This is a genomic window from Sphingobacterium sp. SGR-19, from assembly GCF_011043555.1.
Lineage (GTDB): Bacteria > Bacteroidota > Bacteroidia > Sphingobacteriales > Sphingobacteriaceae > Sphingobacterium.
In genome coordinates, this window is sequence record NZ_JAAKGS010000001.1 from 105,336 (window position 1) to 130,349 (window position 25,014).

At 42.5% G+C, this 25,014-nt stretch carries 18 protein-coding genes; 4 read left to right on the forward strand and 14 right to left on the reverse strand.

Translation table 11 applies throughout. The features are described from left to right. Positions 1–61: 61 nt before the first annotated feature. From G5B43_RS00485 to G5B43_RS00500, 4 genes are all read right to left on the reverse strand, one after another. Positions 62–379, reverse strand: coding sequence for a DUF4342 domain-containing protein (locus G5B43_RS00485; RefSeq protein ID WP_165292764.1), 318 nt, complete (start codon positions 377–379; stop codon positions 62–64). Positions 380–437: 58 nt separating this feature from the next. Further along, positions 438–1,391 carry a DUF4407 domain-containing protein gene (locus G5B43_RS00490; RefSeq protein WP_165292765.1) on the reverse strand — a complete coding sequence of 318 codons (954 nt, stop codon included), beginning with the start codon at positions 1,389–1,391 and terminating at the stop codon, positions 438–440. 4 nt (positions 1,392–1,395) lie between these two features. Next, positions 1,396–1,938 carry a hypothetical protein gene (locus tag G5B43_RS00495; RefSeq protein WP_165292766.1) on the reverse strand — a complete coding sequence of 181 codons (543 nt, stop codon included), beginning with the start codon at positions 1,936–1,938 and terminating at the stop codon, positions 1,396–1,398. A 120-nt stretch (positions 1,939–2,058) separates the two neighbouring features. Further along, entirely contained in the window at positions 2,059–3,927 is a 1,869-nt protein-coding gene (locus G5B43_RS00500) for a TonB-dependent receptor plug domain-containing protein (protein ID WP_165292767.1), read from the reverse strand. Positions 3,928–3,979: 52 nt separating this feature from the next. Between G5B43_RS00500 and G5B43_RS00505 the strand changes: the two genes are divergently transcribed. Next, the gene (locus G5B43_RS00505; RefSeq protein WP_165292768.1) at positions 3,980–5,467 is read left to right on the forward strand and encodes a PLP-dependent aminotransferase family protein; all 1,488 of its coding nucleotides are present in this window, start codon (positions 3,980–3,982) and stop codon (positions 5,465–5,467) included. Here the strand turns inward: G5B43_RS00505 and G5B43_RS00510 are convergent. Next, a complete protein-coding gene (locus G5B43_RS00510) occupies positions 5,464–6,405 on the reverse strand; it encodes a zinc dependent phospholipase C family protein (protein WP_165292769.1) in 942 nt (313 codons plus the stop codon). The two genes, G5B43_RS00505 and G5B43_RS00510, sit on opposite strands and share 4 nt — an antisense overlap. A 126-nt stretch (positions 6,406–6,531) precedes the next feature. Here G5B43_RS00510 and G5B43_RS00515 point away from each other — a divergent pair, with 126 nt between their 5' ends. Genes G5B43_RS00515 through G5B43_RS00525 form a run of 3 tightly spaced genes read left to right on the forward strand, consistent with a single transcriptional unit; the run spans position 6,532 to position 9,132 of the window. Continuing rightward, complete coding sequence (locus G5B43_RS00515; protein ID WP_165292770.1) at positions 6,532–7,521, forward strand: glycosyltransferase family protein; 990 nt, start codon at positions 6,532–6,534, stop codon at positions 7,519–7,521. Beyond that, positions 7,518–8,210 carry an FKBP-type peptidyl-prolyl cis-trans isomerase gene (locus G5B43_RS00520; RefSeq protein ID WP_165292771.1) on the forward strand — a complete coding sequence of 231 codons (693 nt, stop codon included), beginning with the start codon at positions 7,518–7,520 and terminating at the stop codon, positions 8,208–8,210. Before G5B43_RS00515 ends, G5B43_RS00520 begins: the two co-directional genes overlap by 4 nt. 16 nt (positions 8,211–8,226) lie before the next feature. Then, on the forward strand, positions 8,227–9,132 hold the full coding sequence (locus G5B43_RS00525; protein WP_206367187.1) for an aldo/keto reductase: 906 nt from the start codon (positions 8,227–8,229) through the stop codon (positions 9,130–9,132). 46 nt (positions 9,133–9,178) lie between these two features. Here G5B43_RS00525 and G5B43_RS00530 read toward each other — a convergent pair whose 3' ends face one another. The 9 genes from G5B43_RS00530 to G5B43_RS00570 all read right to left on the reverse strand — a co-directional run bounded on the left by G5B43_RS00530 (position 9,179) and on the right by G5B43_RS00570 (position 24,938). After that, positions 9,179–9,703: a YceI family protein gene (locus G5B43_RS00530; protein ID WP_165292772.1), complete on the reverse strand. Its 525-nt coding sequence runs from the start codon at positions 9,701–9,703 to the stop codon at positions 9,179–9,181. Positions 9,704–9,856: 153 nt separating this feature from the next. Further along, a complete protein-coding gene (locus G5B43_RS00535) occupies positions 9,857–12,625 on the reverse strand; it encodes a DNA gyrase/topoisomerase IV subunit A (protein ID WP_165292773.1) in 2,769 nt (922 codons plus the stop codon). A 97-nt stretch (positions 12,626–12,722) separates the two neighbouring features. Beyond that, positions 12,723–12,914: a hypothetical protein gene (locus G5B43_RS00540; protein ID WP_165292774.1), complete on the reverse strand. Its 192-nt coding sequence runs from the start codon at positions 12,912–12,914 to the stop codon at positions 12,723–12,725. A 285-nt stretch (positions 12,915–13,199) separates the two neighbouring features. Further along, complete coding sequence (gene bglX, locus G5B43_RS00545; RefSeq protein ID WP_240904722.1) at positions 13,200–15,458, reverse strand: beta-glucosidase BglX; 2,259 nt, start codon at positions 15,456–15,458, stop codon at positions 13,200–13,202. Between the two features lie 107 nt (positions 15,459–15,565). Next, a complete protein-coding gene (locus tag G5B43_RS00550) occupies positions 15,566–17,287 on the reverse strand; it encodes a family 43 glycosylhydrolase (protein WP_165292776.1) in 1,722 nt (573 codons plus the stop codon). Between the two features lie 24 nt (positions 17,288–17,311). Beyond that, positions 17,312–18,871, reverse strand: a complete 1,560-nt coding sequence (locus tag G5B43_RS00555) for a sulfatase (RefSeq protein WP_165292777.1) — start codon at positions 18,869–18,871, stop codon at positions 17,312–17,314. Positions 18,872–18,931: 60 nt separating this feature from the next. Then, on the reverse strand, positions 18,932–20,281 hold the full coding sequence (locus tag G5B43_RS00560; RefSeq protein ID WP_165292778.1) for a glucoamylase family protein: 1,350 nt from the start codon (positions 20,279–20,281) through the stop codon (positions 18,932–18,934). Between the two features lie 84 nt (positions 20,282–20,365). After that, the gene (locus G5B43_RS00565; RefSeq protein WP_165292779.1) at positions 20,366–21,886 is read right to left on the reverse strand and encodes a RagB/SusD family nutrient uptake outer membrane protein; all 1,521 of its coding nucleotides are present in this window, start codon (positions 21,884–21,886) and stop codon (positions 20,366–20,368) included. 16 nt (positions 21,887–21,902) lie between these two features. Further along, positions 21,903–24,938 carry a SusC/RagA family TonB-linked outer membrane protein gene (locus G5B43_RS00570; RefSeq protein ID WP_165292780.1) on the reverse strand — a complete coding sequence of 1,012 codons (3,036 nt, stop codon included), beginning with the start codon at positions 24,936–24,938 and terminating at the stop codon, positions 21,903–21,905. Between the last annotated feature and the right edge of the window lie 76 nt (positions 24,939–25,014).

A 25,014-nucleotide genomic window follows, 5' to 3' on the forward strand; every position in this document is an offset into this window, starting at 1 on the left:
ATTTTGATTATGTGTTATACCCATAACAAATATCCAAAGCAGTTGGTTTTGAAAACTTGGCCTACTTAACCTCTATAATGGTTCCTTCCCCGTGCAATGGTTCGTCAGCTGGTGGTTCGTTCGAAGGAGGAACATCGTCATCCTTCCGTTTTTCCACCGTGATTTTACATTCGGTAAGAAGTGCTGCTAGAGCGCCTATGGCAGCAAATATTGGGGCAAAGACAACGCCTACCACACCAATGGTAACAGGGAAGCTCATGATTTCTTTTCCGGATTTATCGGAGATGCTAATTTTGGTTACATTACCCTCAGCAATAATCTCTTTGATTTTCTTTAACAGGTTTTCACCGTTTACGATAAATGTTTCTTTGAATGACATAATATACTTGTTTTTAGTTGTTTAATATAATGAATAACAATTTCTGATATAGCTTTGTTTACGGGATGCGGAGTTTATCTAACATCTGTACCCGGATATCCGTTTGATGTCGAAGCAGCCTATCGTAGTCCGAATCGCTGTCGGTTAATTTCATGACCAGAACGAACAATTCAATAGCAAGAAAAAAGAACAGGAAAAGCAAATAAACAAATAATCCTATCGAGGAAGAAGTCACGACATCGTGCAGTAACGTCAATTCATCTAGGAAACCAGTGGAAGCATTTAGCTCCTGTTCCTTCCGTTCTTTAATGGACATGATGGACGCCGCCAGTGCGAACTTTTTGTTTTGTAACGTTTCGATCTGCTTATGCAATTGTTCCATCTCCAGTTTTTTGGGATTTTCCATGACGGATTTGTTGGTCGATTGTGTACTATTTACCTCCTTGCCCTGGCCGTCCCTCGTCACACTGCGATTCGTGTAAGATGTTATAATAACCGGATTCTTTTTAAGATCTTCGCTTACCGTTTCGTATCTCGAATTGGCAGCGGCAATCATGGTATCCAAATCTTGAATTTGTTTTTGTATATCTTCTTCGGATTGTTTGACGGCAACTTTTACACGCTCGTCCATTACCTGTGCTTTACGTAATTCGATGTCATCTTTGAAAGTGATCTGATCCATGATGAAGGCGCCTAATATGGACATTACTAAAGCAAGCAGTACCCGAAATAGACTAGACCAAATGCTGACGCGTGTAGACAGAATAATAATACGTTCGATCTGAATAACCACGAAACTCATTAATACGCCGCCAAAAACACCGCCCCAACCGGCTAAATGCAGATAACGTGTAGCGAAGCTATAGCCGATAAAGAACCAGACCAAAACAATAAGCAACATGGCCGACGTATATTTTTTTACATTCTTTGCCGACTGCTCACTGGAGTTTTTGACGAGATTATAATTGAAGCCCGTTATAAAACATCCGAATTTTAACCACCAATCCTTCATCCTCCTAAAATTTCTTTGTTAACAGATAGGCTTGGGTAATAGAAGCCATGCCTTTCATAAAACCTCGTTTATAGGACAGTATAGCGCGTTCACATAAACCCGTATCCACTTGCAATGCTTGTTCAAATGCCTTTACTTTTTCGATGTGGTCCAATAGGTCGGTTTGTTTAATTCTTAATTCGTCGACCAAATCGACCAATCCGGCGCGTTCCCGAGAATGAATATGGAACTCTATATCTTTCATGAGTGAATCATGATAGGTTCTGACCTGTTGTATTAAAATCCCCAGATCATATTTAATCAATTTGATATTGTCATTTCGATAGCCTTCGTCGGGGCTGGTAAGTGCATCATGATATCCGCGCGTTTCAAAATCCTGCTGCAGGTAATTATAAATGAGAAAAATGCCTTGCCCATCATGTATAGATGCTCCATTAAGTTGCGACTTACCGTCTACAGATGCTGGAGATGCGTTATCTGGAACGGATGTTGTTTCAGTTACGTTCCGAATATCTTTGTTCTTTTTAAAAATTGTAAACCATCCCATTTGTTTCGTGTTTGTAAAAGCAAAATAAATGGGAAAGAGAAAAAGGTAGGAGAGGATTTAGGTCAACGAATCATAAAAATAGGCGAAAGCCACCTTACAGTCGGTGAAAGGAGTGGGGCATTATCTGCCCCATTCGTATTTTACGCCCAAACTATACCATCTTCCAGGCATGGGGATAGCACTCGTTTCGATATAGGTGATATCAAATATGTTTTGTGCGTCGGCATACACGGAAAGAAACGGAAAGCGATATCCAATTCGTACATCCGTTAAGAAATAAGATTTGTCTGATATCCGCTGATGGAAGCGATTGGCTATAGAAGCATGCCAAACGGTGCTGTTTGCCATGAAGAGTAACTTCGCCTGATGTTTTAGGTTTTCTAGATTATATTTGGATATGGATCCGTCGATTTGCTCCAAGGATGCATCCAGATAATTGTATCCGAGATTCACCCGGTAACGGATATCGTTCGCTTGGAAAATATATAGCAAATTCGTGTTTATGCCATGTACTTTGTTCTTGCCCATATTAAATGGTTGGTAAGGTTCGTTGACATCAGTTCTTATCCAATCGATGAAATCTCGGACGTTCCGATAAAAATATCCTGCATGGGCAATGAAATTTGTGCTTTGGAATTTAATCGCGCCTTCGGTTTGCCAAGCGTCTTCTGAAAACAAACTTGGATTGCCGATATTTCCCGGGCGTTGGTTTAAATAAAGGTCTGTAAAAGAGGGTATACGCTGACTTGATCCGGTGTTGAGTACGACTTTCCAATGCTGTGTAATGTTATAACCTAGATCGATACCCGGGTAGACTTTCCAGCCATACTGTGTATTGTGATTGATATATGCACCGACATTGACCGTCATATTTTTTAAACGTTCGGTTCGGAACTCTGCATAAGCACCGTGATTGCTTCGATCGTGGTCTCCCATATTCGAACTTGCGATGCGGTCGAAGCGGGATTCCAGGCCGAGCCCAAAATCACCAAATGCTGTTTGGTATCGGCTATTTAGCTCCATCGAAAACGCATTGTTATAATGAAGTGAACGCGCAGAAGAAAGGTTGTGCTTAAAATAACGATAATCATCCTCGTTGTATCGGTTGGTTACGCGTGGGCTAAGGTAGAACCGTTCTGAAAGCTGATGTCTGGAGCTTATGGATGCAAATACAGTTTCTACAATTTCTTCAGATTCTCTATCTCCCGGAGCAGCATAGAAACCGTTAGCGCCAAAACGATTATACATGTAACTACCCAGCCACTCGATCTCATTATCATCGTCTATCGTTAGGTTCGCTTGGTAGAATATTTTATCGTTCTGTGATGCGGTATTGTAGCGCTGTCCATTAGATTTCTCTTTGTTATAGTATAACTGATGTTGATGTTTATCACCAAACCATCTCGCACCGAGTTGTGTACCGGCGTGATAATAAATACCGTCTTTGTCCTCTTCGTCTCTGTTTTTAAACGAACTCCCTGTGTACACATTGGCATGTATCGAGCTTTTATCTACGGTCTTAGTAATGATATTGATGGCTCCAGTTAAAGCATTGATACCATAAATGCGCGCTGCTGCACCCCGAAGCACTTCTATTCTTTCGATCGCATCTAAAGGGATGGGTAAGTTTAGATTGTGATGTGCCGTTTGCGAATCGGAAACTTTGGCACCATTGACCAAGACCAGTGTCTGTTCAAAGCTTCCCCCATCAATGCTTACGTCCGCCTGTACACCAAAAGGGCCACGTTGTCGCAGATCAACTCCATTTAAAAGCCCGAGTACTTCATTCAAGTTTTTGACCGGTAGTTGTTTGATCTGTCCGGAGCTCAAAATCTCCACATTTCTATTGTCTTTACTAAAAGGAATCTGTAATCGGTTTGCATGAACGATCACTTCTTGAATACTGTCTATTTTAACTTCCTGCGCTTGTCCCCACAACGGCAAAAATGCTGCGGCTAATAATATCTGATGATTATTTATGAATTTCATACGGCAAAAGTATTATCTTTCCGGATTGTTATACGGTTCCAATTTTAATAAGATGAGTAGTCCGGTTTTAGATTTGTTCTCTAGTTTTGTGCTTATTGACCGAACATCGGTACAACCAATATATTTGCAGGTTTCTCAACAGATGATAAATGCCGTTCAGCGGGGATATTTATTGGTAGGTACGAAGCTACCGGGGACAAGGGCCCTAAGCGAAGTATTGCAAGTGCACCGCAAAACGGTTATTGCGATATATGATGAGTTGGAAGCACAAGGATGGGTTGAGGTGCGACCAAACAAGGGGACATTCGTCGTCAATCAATCACATCAGGTGAAAATGGATAAACCTTATGAAAAATTGGTTTCTCTAGCAAAATACCCTACCTCGACCGGATTCAAGTTTAGCCAATCGACAATTCTGGACACTCCTTTTGAATTTTCGAAGAATCACTTGGTTTTTAACGATGGACAACCAGACATACGGCTTACACAGATGCAAAATCTTTCTCGCTGGTACAGCGCTTCGATGAAACGTAAGCACAATTTGAAACGTCTTACAGGGCACAATATGGAAGGAAGTGAATTTTTTAGGGAGCAATTGAGTAACTATCTGAATTTTTCAAGGGGCCTACATATTTCTAAAAATAACTTACTCATCACGCGCAGTGTGGAAATGAGTCTATATATTATTTCACAAATCTTGCTTTCGAAAGGAGATCATGTTTTGGTTGGCGATTTAAGTATGTTTTCCGCCAATATGGTATTTCAAAAAATGGGCGCCAGCATAAGCACCATTCCAGTGGATGGAAGCGGTATTGATATAGATTATATCCGTACACACTTTAAACCGGGCGAGGTACGTATGGTACATGTTACACCTCATCATCACTATCCAACCACGGTAACATTATCTGCCCAAAAAAGAATCGCCTTGTTACAGCTGGCGCAAGAATACGGATTTATTATCGTAGAAGATGATTACGATTATGATTTTCAATATGAGCAGATGGCTGTTATGCCTTTAGCAAGCGGTGACGTGAATGGGATGGTGGTATATGTCGGGTCGTTTGGAAAATCACTTGCTCCCGCTTTTCAGAGAGGTTTTGTCGTCGCTCCGGATAACCTTATTGCAGAAATGCGTAAATACTTGGGTATTATCGATAGGCAAGGAGATGTGATCATGGAACAGGCGTTAGGCGAAATGATAGAGGAGGGGGAGATTCATCGACATCTCAAAAAATCGTTGAAAATATACCGCGAACGTCGTGATCTATTTTGTGAGATTTTAAAAACGCGCTTTAACGAAATAGTAGCGTTCCAAAAACCTTCAGGAGGTTTAGCTCTATGGACTACTTGGGACAAACGTTTTTCTCTTTTTCAGTTAGCAAATTTGTGTAAAAAAGATAATCTATTTATTCCAAAGAATTTGTTATACCAGAACAACACCTTGTCCGCTATGCGATTAGGTTTCGGTCATTTAAACAAAAATGAGATGGAGGAAGCGTTAGAAATATTACAAAGAGGAATGACGAAAATAGTCTAATGCCATTCCTCTCGTCCGATAATTTTTCCTTGTTGGACATCAGTTATTTCATCTTTTTGATCGGATTTGAATTTGCCCTTTAAAGAAGGCTGTCCGGCGTCTACCCAAGCAGAAAACCAAAAGGAACCCGTACGCTGAATGGATTTTCGCATGCGGTCTTCGACCATACCCTCCATACGCTGATGGTAAGCATTGGCATAAGCGTCCGAATGGCTGAAAATAAGTATATTGTTTCGGGTAATATAACTTCGTTGTAGATGTTTGGGGAATGTGTTGGAGAGTTCTTTTTCTAGCAATAGTACCGAATCAACCAAAGCATTGCTTTCCCGTACGATGGCCCATGCGGAATCAAGCGGACTATCGAGATACTCGGCTTTTCCGACGAACAAGTTGTAACCGTCAGCGAACATTTCTGGCAATCTGCTCTCCCAAAATGCATGGATACCGATCTGTCCGGTTAACTGGCCGTTATAGTTGCGCGTGGTGTGAAGCGGTACGTGTGCATCCGATACATAATGACCGAGATCGGCAGAGTGGCGAATGATAGCATTTGTGTTGTTTTCCCGAAATGCCTTCACCAGTTTCTGGTAGGTGAAATATATCTGCCAAGGCACAATACCGCTCGCTCGCAACTTGCGCTCTTGGAATTTTTCTGTTGCGCGACTCCAATGGATAGGAATTGAATCGATATTCCCGTCTTCATATTCTTCAACATCAATAAAATGTCTGGGAGATTCCAGAGAATCCACATAACATCTTTTGTCTGCGTCCACCGCTTTTTCGGTGATTACATCAATGTGCCGTTTGTAAAACTTAGCAAGCTGCGTAGGTAGCGTAAACACCGATGCTTGGTTAATTTTTTTGTGCGCGTAAAATCCCCATGAACTGCATATTAAAATAAGGAGCGTGCCCAAGACATAATAATATCTGCTGTACATAATTCACTTGTATAGATGGTCTATCATAAAGATAATAAATTTAAATTAAAGTAAGTTACTTGTTCCCCAATTACAGGAAAATTAGTACTTTGGGCAATTATATAAATGCTATATATATAAGCGGAAATGAAAATATTATATGCAGTGCAAGGAACGGGTAATGGTCATTTATGCAGAGCCTTGGACATTATTCCGATATTGCAGACACTAGCTGAAGTAGACGTGCTGGTGAGCGGTATCCAAGCAGATATCGAGTTACCATTCCCGGTCAAATACCGTTTGCACGGTTTGAGCTTTATTTTTGGAAAATCCGGTGGTGTGGATCTATGGCGAACTTTTATGAGTTCCACTGTTCGGAGATTTATTAAGGAAATAAATAGTCTACCTGTTGAAAAATACGACCTTATCATCAATGATTTCGAACCCATTTCAGCTTGGGCTTGTCAAACCCGGGAAATTCCGTGTGTCGGGCTAAGCCATCAGATAGGCGCATTGGACCCTGCAAGTCCTAAACCAGAGGAAACGGATATGTTGGGTAAATTTATTATGAAGAACTATGCGCCGTCAAGTTTCGCCTACGGTTTTCACTTTAAAGCTTACCATGATCATATCTATACGCCGGTAATACGGGAATCTATCCGCCAGCTTGACCCTAAGGATAATGGACACTATACCGTTTATCTACCTGCATACGATGACGCACATTTGCTAAAAAACCTTTCTAAGTTTCCGGATGTGAAGTGGGATGTCTATTCTAAACATAACAAAAAGAAATTCACCGTGAAAAACGTCACTATTAATCCAATAAAGAGTGATACGTTTGTGAAAAGTATGGCGGATGCGTCAGGAGTATTATGTGGTGCGGGGTTTGAGACGCCGGCAGAGGCGCTTTTTTTGGAAAAGAAATTGCTGGTGATTCCCATGAAAAATCAATATGAGCAGCATTTAAACGCAGCGGCATTGGAGCAAATGGGCGTTCCAGTGATTGCTAGCTTGAAGAAAAAATTTGATTATGCTATTGAGGCATGGCTAAACAGTAAGATTAAAGTCACGGTTGATTACCCCAATATGACGAGGGATATTGTGACGAATATAGTGGAAAAACATAAACAATGAATATAAGCAAGATTGGATTTGCCGTGATGGCAGTTACATTTACAGGTATGTCCGCAACGCAGGCGCAAGTTTTAAAATCAAATACCGATTCCGTATCCTATGCATTGGGTAAAGACGTAGGTTCTTCACTCACGAGCAGTGGCGTTAAGATTAATTCTGAAAGTTTCTTACAAGGTGTAAATGACGCCATACAGGGAAAAGAGGAATTGATTGGCGAAGAAGAAGGAATACGTATTATTAAGGAGGCTTTTGCAAAGGCCGCGGAAGAAAAAATTAAGGTGTTCAAGGAAGAGGAGATCACTTTTTTTAACACCGTTAAAGAAAAACCCGGTATCCAGCATTTTCAAGATGGACTTTATTATGAGGTGATTCAAGAGGGGAGTGGAGCGAAACCTACGAGTGAGGATGAAGTAACGGTACATTATAAAGGCACATTGGCGGATGGAAAGGTTTTTGATAATTCATATGAACGCGGGGAACCGTTGGATATTGATCTAACCAATGTTATTAAAGGGTGGCAGTTAGGCATTCCGTTAATGGCAAGTGGGGCGAAGTACAGGTTATATATCCCCTCTAAATTAGGTTATGGCGAACGTGGCGCGGGGAGAGATATACCGCCTTATAGCCCATTGATTTTTGAAATCGAATTAATCGGGATAAAAGGTCAAGAAGCACCGGCCACATTGTAGGGACTTTACGTTAGAAATGATAGCATTAAAGAAACTAGGACATTCAGCATTACACGTTGCGCCTATTGGTTTGGGATCGATGTCATTGAAAGGCGGCGCAACGAAACAGAACGTAGAGATTCTGCAGCAAGCTATTGAATTAGGTATTAATTATTTTGATACAGCTGATCTGTATGAGCGAGGCATGAACGAGGATATGATCGGCCAAGCGTTAGCATCGATACGTGACAAAGTCATTTTGGCAACCAAAGTCGGTAATCAATGGCGTTCTGATGGTAGTACATGGGATTGGAAAGCTTCCAAACCTTACATTATCAAGGCGGTAGAGGCTTCGTTGGCGCGGTTGAACACCGATTACATTGATTTATACCAATTGCACGGTGGCACAATAGAGGATCCGATAGATGAAATCATAGAAGCGTTCGAGCTGTTGGTAAAGGAGGGTAAGATTCGTTATTATGGTCTCTCTTCTATACGGCCAAACGTGATTAAGGAATATGCCGAAAAGTCAAATATCGTAAGCGTCATGATGCAGTATAATCTTTTAGATCGCAGGCCGGAAGTTGTTTTTCCGCTTTTGGAGGAGAAGAATATTTCTGTTATTAGTCGGGGGGCATTGACACAGGGATTGTTAATCGATAAACCAGTAAAAGATTATTTGCAATTAACTTCAGGAGAAGTGGGACGTGCAAAGCGGAATGTAGAAAAGCTCGCGACTTCGCTGGGTATCAGTAAAACCCATCTTTTACTGGCGTATGTCCTCAGTCCTTCTGTTGTGGATGTCACGGCGATAGGCGTGCGTACGTTGGCGCAATTGAATGATCTAATAGAAGTTATACAACGACCGATTGTGTTGTCTGAAAACGATCGCGCTGAACTAGAGCGCGGTATCCGTAAATTGGTATATAAAGAGCATTTATAAAAACATAGAGACGCAAGATGTTGCGTCTCTATGTTTCTCTCTTATTTTAAGAAAGGACAAATTGTACGTCAGCATAAAATTTAACGTCCTCGCTGACCATAACGCCACCTGTTTCTAAAGCAGCATTCCAAGTCAAACCAAACTCCTGACGGTTAATCTTGCCATTTACCGTGTATCCAACTTTTTGGTTTCCCCAAGGATCTTTGGCCAAACCACCAAATTCAGCAATAAAACTTGCCGGCTTGGTAACGTCTTTAATGGTTAAATCACCGGTTAATTCAAACTCGTCATCGTCTATCTTTTTGATTTCAGTTGTTGTAAAGTGAATGATAGGGTAAGCGTCAGCGTTGAAGAAGTCAGCACCTCGTAAATGCTCGTCCCGTGATTCACTTTTGGTATTAACCGATGCGGTTTTAATCTCCACATCTACTTGTGCCTGTGTTAAATCTTCTGCACTACCATTTACTGTAACATCAAAGTCGTGAAAATATCCTTTAACGTTTGAAATCATCATATGTTTTACTTTGAATTCGATCTCGCTATGCGCTTTGTCTAAATTCCATGTTGCCATAATTGTATTTTCCATTTTATATTTTAAACTTGTTGAATAGTACAAATATCAGGCAAATATCACAGCTACGCATTGATGTATGATAATAAATGTAATCACTTTGACATATTCATGATAGAAAGCCATTACACAAACGGTTCACACATTATACATTTAAAACAATGAGGTCTGTCCGGAATCGTCTAGATTGATGTCATCGGGATTCGTGATCTCAAAGCTGATATCGTCACTCCGATTGTCTTGCACAGCAATCGTTTCTTCACTTTTCTCCACGGCAACTTTTTGATCATCAGATTCTTGTTTTAACACTTCTTCTGTTGTTCCCTTTTCCGGATTGTCGGTGTCGGCAAGTATATCCTTATCAGTTTGTTGTTCCTTTTTGTTCGTCAGATCAACTTCTTCCGTAATTAATTTAATTTTTTTTACCGTATGGAACGAAAGCCGGTTACCTTGTGCTCGCATACCTTTGACATCGATAACCTCGTTTAAGGGTTGTTCCAACGTTTCCGGTGTTTGCGTTTTTCCTTTTAGCAGATCTACCCGAACGATGGGTTCCGTACCGTTTGTCAGTATAATAAGCTTAGAACCGGGGGCTTCATTAATAAAGGAAACACGTTTGCCGGTGGGCTGGTCGTCAAACTTAAAGCGCTTTACATAGTACGTTCCCGATTTACCGTCCTGGTGAACAGCGGTATACACATGGTCCGGTATGAATTTCTCCATGCGTAAGACATTGCTGTCAAAGTGGTTGCTGAGATCAAAGCTAGAGAACTCATAGGAACCGTCTTTGTATACCAATAGGATTTTGTCATCACCATCAAATTCACCGAGGTAGCTACCACGTTCGTCCGCGTTAAGGCGGCGAAGTATATCGTCAAACCATATTTTGCGTCCAGCAAGTGTCGAAACACCTGCATTTTTGAAGGAGACCTTTTTAACGGGGTATTTGGAAACGATGTTACCTTGGGAAGCTCTACCTTTAATGGCGATTTCAGCAAAATCAATATCAAAGCTAAGTTTCCGTAGTTTTGAATGTGGTTTAAGCTGTATATTCACAATTTCCGCCTCACCATTTGGATTGGCAGTGAAATAAAGTATTTTGGAACCTTTCGTGCCTTTAGAAATATCATATTCCTTATCACGTGTTACCGCGGTAACCGCAAATCGTTTGACGTAACTGGTGCCCGATGTGCCGTCTTTATAAATAGCATTGTAAATGGTACGGTCATCGCCTTTTTTGAAAACGGCGACGTGTATAATGTCTTTTCCCACGAACACTTTGTCTTGCACTTTCGTTACCGAATACTTGCCATCGGCACGGAATACGATAATATCGTCAATGTCGGAACATTCCGATACAAATTCGTCCTTCCGCATGCCTGTCCCTATAAAGCCTTCCGTGCGGTTCACATAAAGTTTGGCGTTAGCAAGCGCAACTTGTGAAGCTTCCACCTTATCAAAAATACGGATTTCCGTCTTGCGTTCCCGCCCTTTGCTATATTTGCTGCGCAAGTGTTCATACCAGTCAATGGTAAATTCCGTCAAGTTTCGAAGATTCCTTTTAACCACTTTGATATCGTCTTCCAGCGATTTCATCTGCTCGTCGGCTTTCTTCACATCGAATCGGGTGATACTACTCATCGGCTTGTCGATAAGTCTTTTGTAATCCTCTGGTGTGATCGCGCGGTAAAACTGATCGAAGAAGGGTTCGAAAAGACCATCTAATACGTGCACGACTGTTTCGAAATCACCTGCATTTTCATAATCCGGATGTTTATACATGCCTTCTTGAATGAAAATCTTGAGCAGTGAACTGAAAAATATTTTCTCCTGCAGTTCGTGTAGCTTAATTTCGAGCTCCCGTTTCAACAGTGCCTTCGTTTGCTTTGTGTTTTCAATCAGGATGTCGTTCACACTCATAAAGTGTGGCTTGTTATCGATGATAACACAGGTATTCGGCGAAATGGATGTCTCGCAGGCGGTGAAGGCATACAGTGCGTCAATGGTTACATCCGGCGAAATGCCCGCTGCCAAATGCACGATTATCTCCACATTTTCAGCCGTATTATCTTCGATTCTTTTAATCTTGATTTTACCCTTTTCGTTGGCGGTAACCACACTCTCTATCAGACCACCTGTCGTGGTTCCATAAGGGATTTCGGTAATCGCCAACGTCTTTTTATCCCGTTCCTCGATTTTCGCGCGCACGCGAATTTTACCACCCCGGCGTCCTTCATTATAATTCGAGACATCCGCGAGCCCACCTGTTGGGAAATCGGGAAATAAATTGGGGCGTTCGCCTTTCAGCACCTGTATAGAACCGTCAATCAGCTCAATGAAATTATGAGGCATGATCTTGGTTGCCAGTCCTACCGCAATACCTTCTGCACCCTGCGCCAAGAGGAGCGGAAATTTTACAGGTAACGTAACAGGCTCTTTATTCCGTCCATCGTAGCTTAATTGCCATTCCGTTGTATCCGGATTGAAAGCCACTTCATTAGCAAATTTAGACAAACGTCCCTCAATATAACGGGGAGCAGCAGCAGAGTCGCCCGTAATCGGATCTCCCCAGTTTCCTTGGCAGTCGATCAGTAAATCTTTTTGTCCGAGTTGTACCATCGCATCACCAATCGAAGCATCACCATGTGGATGGTATTTCATAGTATTACCAATGACATTCGCCGCTTTATTATAGCGTCCATCGTCCATTTCCTTCAAGGAATGGAGGATACGGCGTTGTACAGGTTTAAAACCATCATTGATATGTGGTACGGCACGATCCAGAATAACATAAGAAGCATAATCCAGAAACCAGTTTTCATACAAGCCCGATAAGGGAATAGTTGTCGAATTTAACTCGTGTTCTTGATGATCTGTGTTCTGATCTGGATTTTCGCCCGGAAAATTTGTCTCTTCGCTCATTTAAAATAAAATGCCTTTTATTTTGATACAGTTTGTTTTACTTTGAAAGTAGGTAAAAGTACGAAAAAACGAAGAACCCTAAAAGAAAATAGCCTGACTATTTGTTTCGTTCGGGATGATGAAGGAAATTATAGCGGTATAAATTACCACCCTTAAACGACAATGCGAAAACGTCTGCTGTTGGAACAATATACACGTCTGCTAAACGTGCTTTGTTAGGTAATGATGCGGCAATGTCTGTTGATGGTGCAAAATCTTCGCCTAATAAGTATGCTTTGTGAGACGACAATGTCAAAACATCGCTGTTGGCACAAAATATACGTCTGCTAAACGTGTTTTGTTAAGCGACAATGCAACTATGTCTGCTGACGGAACAAAATTTTATTCAGCTAATTTTGCTTAGTTGTCTGACCTTTCATTTTCGTTAGATGATTTTTTGTTTATGTGAGATGACCTTTTGTTTTTGTTAGACGTTTTTTATTTTTAAGTAGTCGCTTCGCAGGTATACAAAAAAAAGCCTTTAACATAACTTAAAGGCTGTTTCTGATGAAAAAATATTGCGGCTCCAGCTGATTTAATGTAGTGAAAAATTTGTTTCCTTAACATCGCTAGAATTGGTGCCGATAAATAGTTTAAAATCTCCCGGTTCGGCAACAAACTCAAGCGCATTGTTGTAGAATTTCAGATCTTCAACATCGATTTCAAAAACCACATCCCGACTTTCGCCTTTTTTAAGAAAAATCTTCTGAAATCCTTTAAGTTCCTTCACCGGACGGGTAACTGAACCGACGAGATCTCGGATATAAAGCTGTACCACTTCCTCGCCATCATAGTTACCGCTATTCGTCACTGTAACGGTGGCGGTAATTTTTTCATCGGCTTTCATGCAGTTTTTGTCCAACTGGATATCGCCGTATGTAAATGTCGTATAGCTTAAGCCGTATCCAAAAGGGTAGAGGGGTTCATTGGTTACATCGAGGTAGTTCGAACGGAATTTTTCAAACCAAGCTCCGGCTGCCAGCGGACGTCCGGTGTTTTTAGCACTATAATATAAAGGAATTTGCCCCACATTCTGCGGAAAGGTAGCCGGAAGTTTCCCGGAAGGATTTACATCGCCAAAAAGGACATCGGCTACCGCCTTACCAGTTTCGGTACCACCAAACCAAACATTCAATATAGCAGGAACATGTCCATGCTCCCAGGTTAACGTTAATGGTCTTCCTGTAAACAAAACCAATACAACAGGTTTACCGGTTTTTAATAAGGCTTCTAATAATCGCTTTTGTGTATCTGGTATATCCAAGTCCGTGCGACTGGAACTTTCACCGCTCATTTCAGAGGACTCACCTAAAGCGGCTACGATTACATCCGCCGACTCCGCTACCGTTAACGCTTCGGCGATAATTTCCGCTTCCGGACGTTCGTCTCTGGGTATGGTGCGACCGAACATTGTTGCGCGTTCTTGATACGCTGCATCCGATAGGAGGTTGGCTCCCAAATGCTGTACGATTTTAACGTTGTCGCCTAAAGCGGCTTGCATGCCTTCTAATAGGCTAGGGGTATTTCCGAGGTCTGCACTTACACTCCAAGTGCCGGGCATATTCGCTCGGGTGTTTGATAGGGGGCCAATAAGTGCAACTGTGCCATTTTTTTTAAGCGGCAGGATATTATTTTCATTCCTTAGCAGTACAAACGATTTACCGGCGATTTCACGTGCTTTGGCCAAATGGGTGGGGGTGAGGATATTGTTTTTTGCACGTTCTTCATTGCAATAGCGGAACGGATCGTCAAAAAGCCCTAATTTATATTTTGTTTCTAATATGAGTCGACAAGCTTCATCAATTTCCGTTTTGGTCACTTTGCCTTCATCTAACGATTTTTTTAATGTAGTAAGATAGCCTTCACCTACCATATCCATGTGTACACCTGCCTTTAGCGCTAGTGCGGATACGGCTTGTAGATCGCCCAAACCATGGTCAATCAGTTCATTGATCGCCGTATAGTCGGTAACAACCATTCCGTTGAATCCCCATTGATTGCGCAGAACATCTGTCATCAGCCATTTGTTTGCGGTAGCAGGTACGCCGTTAATGTCGTTAAACGACGTCATGACCGTTCCGGCACCGGCATCAATGGCGGCTTTGTAAGGCGGAAAATATTCGTTGTACATACGATGCAAGCTCATATCGGTCGTATGATAGTCTCGTCCAGCTTCGGCAGCACCGTAGAGCGCAAAATGCTTTACACATGCCATTAGGGTGTTGTGTGCGGTGAGATCATCCCCTTGATACCCTTTTACCATTTCTGTTGCTATGCGTGCGCTGAGGTAAGTGTCTTCACCACTTCCCTCTGATATCCGTCCCCAGCGCGGGTCACGGGAAATATCGACCATCGGAGAGAATGTCCAGTTCAGACCATCTGCGCTAGCTTCTACTGCGGCGATACGAGCCGATTCGCGAATAAGCCCCATATCCCAAGTGGCAGCTAAACCGAGTGGGATAGGAAACATCGTTTTATATCCATGGATAACGTCCATCCCGAAAATAATAGGGATGCCCAAGCGTGATTGTTTAACAGCTAGTTCTTGTGCGGCTCTAATTTTAGCAGGCGAAGACATACTGAATATTCCACCGATTTGACCTGCTTTAATTTTCGCCTCGACACCCGTTGACACTACTGATCCGGTGACGGCTTCCCCTCCAGTGACGAGATTTAGCTGTCCGATTTTTTCTTCCACGGTCATTTTGCCCATCAATTCTGAAATGAACTGGTCCATTTTGGTATCGGTTTGGGCTTTCACATTAACGCTCCATGCTATAGCAACACCGAGCATCCATATTGTCGTTTTTTTCATGCATTTATTTTTTTCTATGGTTGACGAGTATTCTCAGCCAACCAATGGATTGATCCACGATTACCCTATATAAGGTTCGATACGTGTTATTCCACTTTCTGTATATTAGATAAATCTGAGACGCCATTTTCATTGAAAGCTTCCACGGCGAAATAATAGGTTTGACTTGTGTTTAACGACTTCAACAACAACGTATTGTCGTCATATACCATCCAGGAGCTATATAGTTTATCCCGTGCTATGCCCCAACGCACATTATAACCTTGGGCGCTCTCTTGTTTTGTCCAGTTAATGGAAATATCGCGTTTATCACTGTGGCGGTCTAAGTGAAAATTCTTAACCTTGGCGGGCTTCCGTCCTGTTCCTATACCAAAAACTCGAATTTCGGATATAGCTAGGTTAGGAGTAGGCACCTCGATATTCTTATAGCGGATATAACGCGTTGATACCGCAGACTCCAACTCGATATAGTCGTTGGGTGTATCCTTAAAACTTTTGCTTTTATCCACAATCACAAACCAATTTTCGGCATCAAGAGACCCTTCTACAGTATAACGGTGTCTTAACCCGTCGATTCTTCCGTACATGTCGGATTCGTAATCGGCGTAGTTTATCTGAATGGCATGCATATCCGCTGGTTTCTCCAAATTGATGATAATCCATTGTTTATCATCATTGCTTTCAGCAAGCCACGACGTTTTGGCTACCTCATCGGTTAACGCGGTTTTATCAAAACCTTCTTGCATGGAAGACACGCTAACCGGCTTGTTATAGGATAATAACATCCACCCTCTAAATCGTCCGCCTTTATTCGGTACGGACGGTGCATAGCGTGGATAATCGCCAAAATAGGTGTCAGTATACATAATACCATCCTGGTCGAAGAATGTAGGGAACATACATAAGCGTCGTTCCCAAGTCATGTTGACCGAATAATCCATCGTTGCAAAATGCCAGTAATTTCCGCCGGGCCCTATTACGGTACTACCATGACCGGCACCGTTCATATAGCCTCCCGGCTTATAGGAGACTGGATTGTGTTGCTGATATCTATATGGCCCTAGAGGGCCGTCGGCTACATACACACCATCGCCATAAACATTGAATTGTGTGCCGGGTGCCGCATATTGCATATAATATCTTCCGTTATGCTTAGTTAGCCACGGTCCTTCCATGTATCCGCCTAATACCGTGTCTGCATGATTTTCGCCAAAGCGTTCCCAACCGTGGTTTTCAGGTATCAAGTTAAATAGTTCTACGACCACCGAATCGGCAATGAAACGTTTATTTTTATCCAATTTACGGCCCCGGATTGGGAATTTGTTGGATGATCCCCAAAACATATAAGCCTGTCCGTCGTCGTCAATGAATAAATCAGGATCTTGCAGATTGTTGATGATAGCTGGTACAGCTTTCCAATTACCTTTTTTAGGATCATCGGTATAGAGGATGCTCATGTGCCCGGATGGATTTCCGGTGACGTAGAGCACGGAATCTTTGTAATTATGTGCAGCAGGTGCATTCGATCCCTCAAAATACCACTTCTCGGGTTTTATAAAATTCCAGTTTTGTAGGTCAGTGGAATGCCAATATCCCATCGATCGAGTAACAAATAGATAATATTCACCCCGAAACTCTACTACCGCAGGATCAGCACCCGAGCGATAGGATATATCTCGATGGGAATTAAAAATCATGTAGGTATAATCGATATTGAGCGGATTGCAGTAAGTATCCATACGCATGCCCTGGGCGTGTACTGATGTGGTAATCGCTATTGAAAACAGAAGTAATAGGAAATTCCTCATAATTTATCTTTCACTTGCATAGTGTTAATCCTCGTCCACCTCATACTGTTCTCGTAAGTGGCGCAGTTCATTCTTTAGCTTCTTGGTAACTTTTTTAGCGCCCATTTTCCCATATATATTGTTCATTTCTGTGGGGTCATTCTTGAGGTCATATAACTCCCAAATATCTTCCTTATAAAAGTGCATGAGTTTGTATCGCTTCATCTTGACACCATAGTGGGCGCGTACACTGTGAAAACCCGGAAATTCATAATAATGATAGTATAGCGATTTCCGCCAATCACGTGGCGTCTTGTTGTTTTCCACGAGCTTTTTGAAAGATACTCCTTGCATGTCATCTGGAATCTCAATATGGCACATATCCAATAACGTAGGGGCAAAGTCTATATTCTGCGTCAAACCTTCCACTTTTGTTCCTGGTTTGATGTATTGGGGATAAGACATTAATAACGGCATACCAAAAGATTCTTCGTACATAAAACGTTTATCGAACCACCCATGTTCGCCGAGGTAAAATCCTTGATCAGAGGTGTATATCACAATAGTGTTTTTGTCCAGTCCCGTAGCTTTAAGATAATCCAATATTTCGCCTACGCTTTCGTCCAACGACTTGACTGTTGCCATATAATCTTGCATATAGCGTTGGTATTTCCATATCGCTCTTTCTCGTTCGGTTCGCGCAGTCGTATAGAAATCGTTGTTACGATCTCTGTAAGCCGCAAAAAAAGTGTTCTGCTCTGATGGGGTCATAGTCTCTAAAAAAGCGTGTGGCCAAGGGTCATAAAGCAGGCTGTCGGAATCGACACCTGCGACCATTTTGAGGTCATGCCCTTCATACATGTCTTTATAGATATTCATTTCCTGCTTCGATGCCGCGTACCGCCCCTCGTAGTTGTCGAAATAGTTTTCCGGAACGGGAAATGAAGTGCTCTCATAAAGTTTGTAATGTCGTTCCGCTGGAACCCAATTTCGATGTGCGGCTTTATGATGCATCATTAAAAAGAATGGCTTGTTGTTATCTCTTCCGTCTAGCCAAGCTTTAGTCATATTGGTTATCAGGTCAGTGACATAACCCATATGACGAACAGTATCTTGCTCGGTGATGAAATAAGGGTTGTAATAATCCCCTTGATCATTTAATATTTCCCAGTGATCGAAGCCAGTGGGTTTTGAGATGAGATGCCATTTGCCAATAACTGCTGTTTCATAACCGTTTTTCTGTAGTATTTTGGAAAGCGTTTGTTGGGATCCGTCGAAGCCTTTATTCCCGTTTCGCATAAAACCATTTTTATGGCTGTGTTTACCTGTTAGCACGGCCGCGCGACTGGGGCCGCAGATGGAATTGCCGCAGTAGTTGTTTAGGAATATAGCCCCGTTTTCAGCTATTCTGTCGATTTGCGGTGTTGGCGCGATTTGCGAAACTGGATGGCCATACGCGCTGATGGCCTGCTCTGCATGGTCATCGCTCATAATAAAGATAATGTTAGGACGTTGCTGTGTTCCTTCTTGCACGTGGGAATAAGCAAACATTGACCACGCTGACCATAAAAATAGGATACTTTGTATTTTACGTTTCTTAGACATATCTTAGTTATCAATGACGCACCTGCAAAATGTTATCTATTTGAACTTAACGCTTATACGTTAGTATTTAAATCCCAGTTTTTTTAAACCTTCTTGTACATCTGGCGCGCCCATGAAGAGATCCCAGATGAAACGATCTTTAAAGTTTTGTATCATCACGACCATAGGACCTTGATCAATGGCAAGATAGCGTTGCGGATACCAATTTTCTGTTTCACTATAGGCATCATAGAATCCGTATTTGCCCCAAACTTTATCGCCGACGCTATCTTTCAAATAGCGTATAAAGCTGATGCTTTCTTTGGGTGTATAGGGTATGGAAGAAATCGCTGCTGTGGGGGAGATAACACCTGTAGGATCGTTGTCCGGGTGATGGGCATTATATCCATTGGTAGAATAACTTGCTGTCCATCCCCAGCCTTTGTCTGCTCCATAACCTTTGAACTGTTTCGGGTTCTCGTTAGCGTAAGCAATATTGATTTTGGTATGGTTCGTAACCACATCTTGATAGTTTGCATATTGATCGGATAGTCCCATTGGATTAAGTCCTAAAAAGGAATAGTGTGACCAGAATAACGGACCTATTTCGCCTTCTTTTGCATTGTGCTTCAATACGGTAGGAATATCATACTTTGTAACGGAACTGCGAATAGCTCCGTTGCGCGCCCAACCTTTGTGATACGTATCCGCCGGAATGGCATGGGTAGGGGATGAAGCCCCTAAAATGTAAGCAATCATACATTCGTCAAATCCTTGTATAGCATGATTCATGCCCCATTCGTGTTTGGGACTCCAGTGCCAATAGAGTACATCTTTTCCATTTCGGTAGAAATCCCAGTTGATACCTTTCCAAAGTTCATCGGCTTTAGCCGCTATTTTCTTTTCCTCGTCGTTACCGTTTTTATAATATTCGCGGATACAAATGAGCGCTTCCGCCATAAAAGCTGTCTCTACAATATCGCCGCCGTCGTCTGCATCACTAAAAGCTTTCGGTTCACCGGTATCACCGTGATACCAATGTGACCACGCTCCTTGAAAGCGATCGACTTTATCTAGAAAATTTAATGCTTGTTCAAAACGTGCCAGTCCTTCTTCTTTAGTGATAAATCCATTGTGTATCCCTACTAATACCGCCATCAAACCAAAACCGCTTCCACCAATAGTAATAACGTTTTCATCATTTTGAGGATATTCGCCATCTATGTGAATCCGTTCTCTGGCCAATCCGGAGTTTGGTTCAGCCCCATTCCAGAAATATTGGAACGTTTGTTTTTGAACCAGTGTAATTAATGAATCGTCGGATAAGGTGTCCTTCGTTGTTTCTTTGCCGGTATCGTTTTCTGCCGTGTTTGGAGAGGTACAAGACAGGATACCGGCGAGAATGCTTAGATATATAATCTGTTTCTTCATCTATATAAATCTCTTTTCCATGGTTTGATAATATAAATGATACCCGCAGAAAAACTATTCCCCAACGGGTTCATTTAAGGTGTTTTATTGTAAATTCGGATTCAAGTCCTTTTGGATTTGTGGAACGGGTAGATACTGCGCTGCTGGAGTGAAGCCGTAGTCAGCTAGCGCCGTTTCTGCCATTCCCGTGCGCAGGAGATCATTATAACGTTCGCCCCACCATTCGCAGGCAAATTCTGCACGACGTTCGTCTAGTACATCTTGTAAGTTAGCGCCGGTAATCGGATCCAAATCTACACGTTCCCGGACCATATTAAGCGGCGTATCTCCGTTTTGCCCTTTCCGGATTTTCGCTTCGGCATTGAGCAATAAGACATCTGCATAACGGAATACGCGTATATTGTTGTCCGAACCGTATGCAGTACGTCCAGGGGTCATTTGATTAGCTGGCAGATAAACTTTTCCATTAAAATGGATTTGTCCGTTTGTATTTCCGTAAACTTTATCGCCACTTTGTGTTTCGACAAAAGTGCTAGGATTCGCTCCAGCATACAAAACGGTAGTCTTAAGTCGGATATCGTCTCCCCGTTCTGTTAAGAAATCAATGATTTTTTTGGACGGCTTCATAAATCCCCATCCAGCTACCGGGCTTCCCTGCTGATTGCCCGACGGCCCTTGGAAAGCAAAAAATTCACCAGGTCTTACATCCGTGCCGGACGAATTTCCGAAATCGGAGTATTGTATTTCATAAAGCGATTCTGTGCTCATTTTTCCGGGTATTTTAAACAGCTCGTAAAAATCATCAAACAACCGAAATTTGTTGCTTGCGATAATCTGTTCTGTTGCATCCAGTACAATATCCCAGTATGGGCTACCGTTGTCATTTTTCGCAATATCGCTAGCCGCTTTGGCTTTGAGTAAGAGAGCACTGTATTTCGTCACACTGCCCACATGCTGCGCATTTCTAGGCGCGGCATCCTCTAATGCATCAGCGCTTTCGTTCATTTCGTCGATGATAAACTGCCGCACCTGTTCTACTGTACTTTTCTCAACTTCATTAATCACGGCGTTGTTAACTAAGATCGGAACATCACCAAACACACGGGAGACGACGAGATGCGCAAACGCACGGATAAAACGAACCTCCGCTTTATAGCGATTGTTCAATGCGCGGTTGGTTTGATCTCCATCCGGAATGTGTTCAGCAAACTTATCCAATTCCAGCAGCGCTTCGTTCGCGAAGAAAATCACACCATAATAATCTGTCCAACAGTTGTTCAATCCCCAAAATGCTTGTACAGAGGCGTTGTTTCTGAAATTTTTTATTTCATTCAATCCGGCCTGATCGCTTTCGGTACTCCCTTTATCTAGGTCATCTCCTCGCACGGCACGCATGGCGACATCGATCCAGTGAGTAAATCCTGGAGCTCCCTTGGAGGCAGTTCGATATACCCCCGAAACGGGTTGATACATTAAGGACAAGTCGGTGTAATCGACCGTTTCAGCCGGTGCCGTGTTTTCCATAGGCCTGTCGAGAAAATCCTTGGAACAACTTCCTAACAAAGCTAAAGAAGAGAATAATGCGATATTGATATATTTTTTCATGATAATCTTGATTAAATTAATAGGATACTCGGACACCGACACTATATGTTGCGGATACCGGATAAATACTTAAATCATATCCCAGACCTGCGACACCACTTCCCGTTACTTCCGGCGTAAAACCACTGTAGTTCGTGAAGATGGCCGGGCGGTCTGCCGTAGCAAACACCCTGAATCGGGTTTGTTTATCTTCTTTTCCAATATTAAAATTGTAACCTAACTGGATATTCTGTATCCGTAGATAGGAACCACTTTCCACCCAAAAGCTGTTGGCCTGGAAATTATATCCGTCGGTGGTCGCTTCTGCCGAAGGATACATGTTTGTGGAACCTTCGCCGTTCCATAGATTGGTCACAAATTCAGCATCACCGTTCATCATCGAATACTGACTACGTGCCGCCCGGTTTTGATTCAATAGTTTGTTGCCCGCTTGTCCCTGGAACACGATACTCAGGTCAAAGTTTTTATAATCAAAACCCATATTGAAACCATAGGTGATCTTCGGTAAATAATTTCCTATATCGGTTCTATCATCCTCATTCAGCACGCCGTCACCATTTTGATCTTTATAAATAAAATAACCGGGTTTTATGCTATCTTCGCCCTCGGTAATGGGGTCGTTGTCAATCTGTTGCTGGTTTTGATAAATTCCTGTTACTTCATATCCATAAAAATAATTCAATGGTTTACCTACTTCTGTGCGAACCGGACGGGTAGTTTGTCCGCCCATCAGGTAAGCTATTCCGCCGAGGTCTTTCACTTCGTTTTTCAAGGTAGTTAGGTTACCTCCGATACGGTAGCCAAAATCTCCTATACGATCTGTCCAATTCAGGTTAAATTCAAAACCACTGTTCGCGACATCACCAAAATTACCATATAGCGTGCCACCGCGGAGTGCTCTTGTACGGTTGAATGCCAAACCATGTGTCAAGCGGTGATAATAGTCTACCGATCCTTTTAACCGTTCGTTAGCCATGGTGAAGTCTAAACCAAAATCCCATTCTTCTACGACTTCCCAGCCTACATTGGTGTATTGCGTTTCGATCGTATATCCGGGAATATAGACGCCGGTTCCCGGACCGATGCTGCCGAAGATCCCCGAATAATCGTTACCGATATTCAACTGCGCATAGCCCGCGTTGGCATTAATTCCGTCGTTTCCTAGCTTACCCCAGCTACCTCTTAATTTTAGGAAGTTTAAGAAGTCCTGCCCTTGAAAGAAATTCTCGTTCGTTAAAACCCAACCTAAACCAACAGAAGGGAAATAGCCCCACTTCGTTTGGTACTTAGAGCTGCCGTCTGCACGAAATGTTGCTGTTAAGAGATAGGTTTTTCGATAGTCGTATGTTCCCCGGGCAAAATAGGAAAGCCCGGCGTTTCGCGTTCCCTCTTCTTCATAGCCTGTTATCGACCTTGTTCCCAGATCGACATACCAGCTTTCTTCGTTTGCCGGGATATCATCTGCAGAAACTTGGGTTTTACGCCATCTGTCTTCGCGCATCGACTGTCCCAACAAAACACTCCAGTTATGGTCATCTGCTTGATCTGTATACGTCAGCAAATTATCCCAGATGTAGTTGGTATATCGATCCTGTATGGACGTCAGCCTCGATAACTGTGAACGTTGTGTATTGTCCACATAATATTCTGGCGTATAATCGTATTTATGGTGGGATGCTAAACGTTGGCTCAACTGTGTTTTGAATTTAAGCTTATCACCCCATATGTTCACGTCGGCATAAGCGGAAGGCAATACCTGAAAGGCTTTTGTCCTGTCATAATTATAAAAAGCCTGAGCTACCGGGTTATTGAAAACACCATTGTTGTAACCGATACTGGTAGACGATGCGAAATCTTCTGGATAAGCATTGGCATTGTTCGGGTCTCGTACAGGATAGAGAGGCGATGCGTGGTACGCCAACATAAATGCACCGTTATCCGGTGAGAAAAGCGTGGAATTACTCAAATGTGCGGTAAAGCCCAGTTTTAACCAGTCAAATGCCTGCGCCTCCATTTGAAAACGCAAATTATACCGCTTGTAGTCGTTTCGGGCATCCATGATTCCCTCTTGATCCAGCATATTGGCTCCGAAGGAATAGTTAACCTTCTCTGTACCGCCCATAATGTCAAGCGAATGACTGTGCATCGGTGCATTGTTCCTTAACAATTCACCGTACCAATCGGTACTGGTGGAGGGAACTAATCCTTGACCGCCGAACTGGTCGATCGAACTAAGGACGTAAAGGGAATCTCCTCGTGTACGTTTAGCGAGTTGCATAGCTGCATATTCTTCTCCATTAGCCATCCTGAGCATGTTTACCGGGCTTTGGAATCCGACATAGCCTTCGTAGTTCACACGTGTACGCATGTTCATCTTTCCTTTTTTTGTGGTAATGATGACCACCCCGTTCGCTGCGCGTACACCATAGATAGCGGCTCCGGAGGCATCCTTTAAGATGGACATGTTCTCAATATCATTGGAGTTTAAGAAGTCTATATTATCGACAAACATACCATCTACCACATACAGCGGGTTTTCATTGTTCAAGGAACCGACGCCTCTAACTCTTACGGTAGGGCTACTGCCTGGGGCGCCAGTGGTGACAACTTGAACGCCCGAAACACTTCCTTGTAGTGCCTGCATAGGGTTGGCGGTTGTCCGCTTAGTAAGATCTTCGACGTTTACTTCTGTGACGGGGGCGGTTAAATCGTTTCTATTAGCTGTCCCATAACCAATAACAACAACTTCTTCCAAAGCTTGATCTTCACTGATTAAGAAAACATCCAATGTTTCTTGGTCGCCGACACGTACGGTTTGCGGTGTATAACCGATGAAACGAAATGTTAACGAATCTGTAGCACCTGTTTCAATAGAAAACTGTCCAGCGGCATCTGTTTGGGTTCCCGTCCCGTCCGGTTTGGAAATCGTAACCCCCGGAAGAGCAATCAAAGATTGACTGTCTTTTACAGTTCCGGTGACTGTTCTAACCTGTGCATACCCATAGGATAGGGTAGTGGTTAAAAACAAAAAAAATATAAATAGCTTCCTCATAAAACTAGTTTGTTAATGTTTATAATTGTGGCACAATAAAAGCTTATCGCAACACAGCGTATATAATCTTAACAAA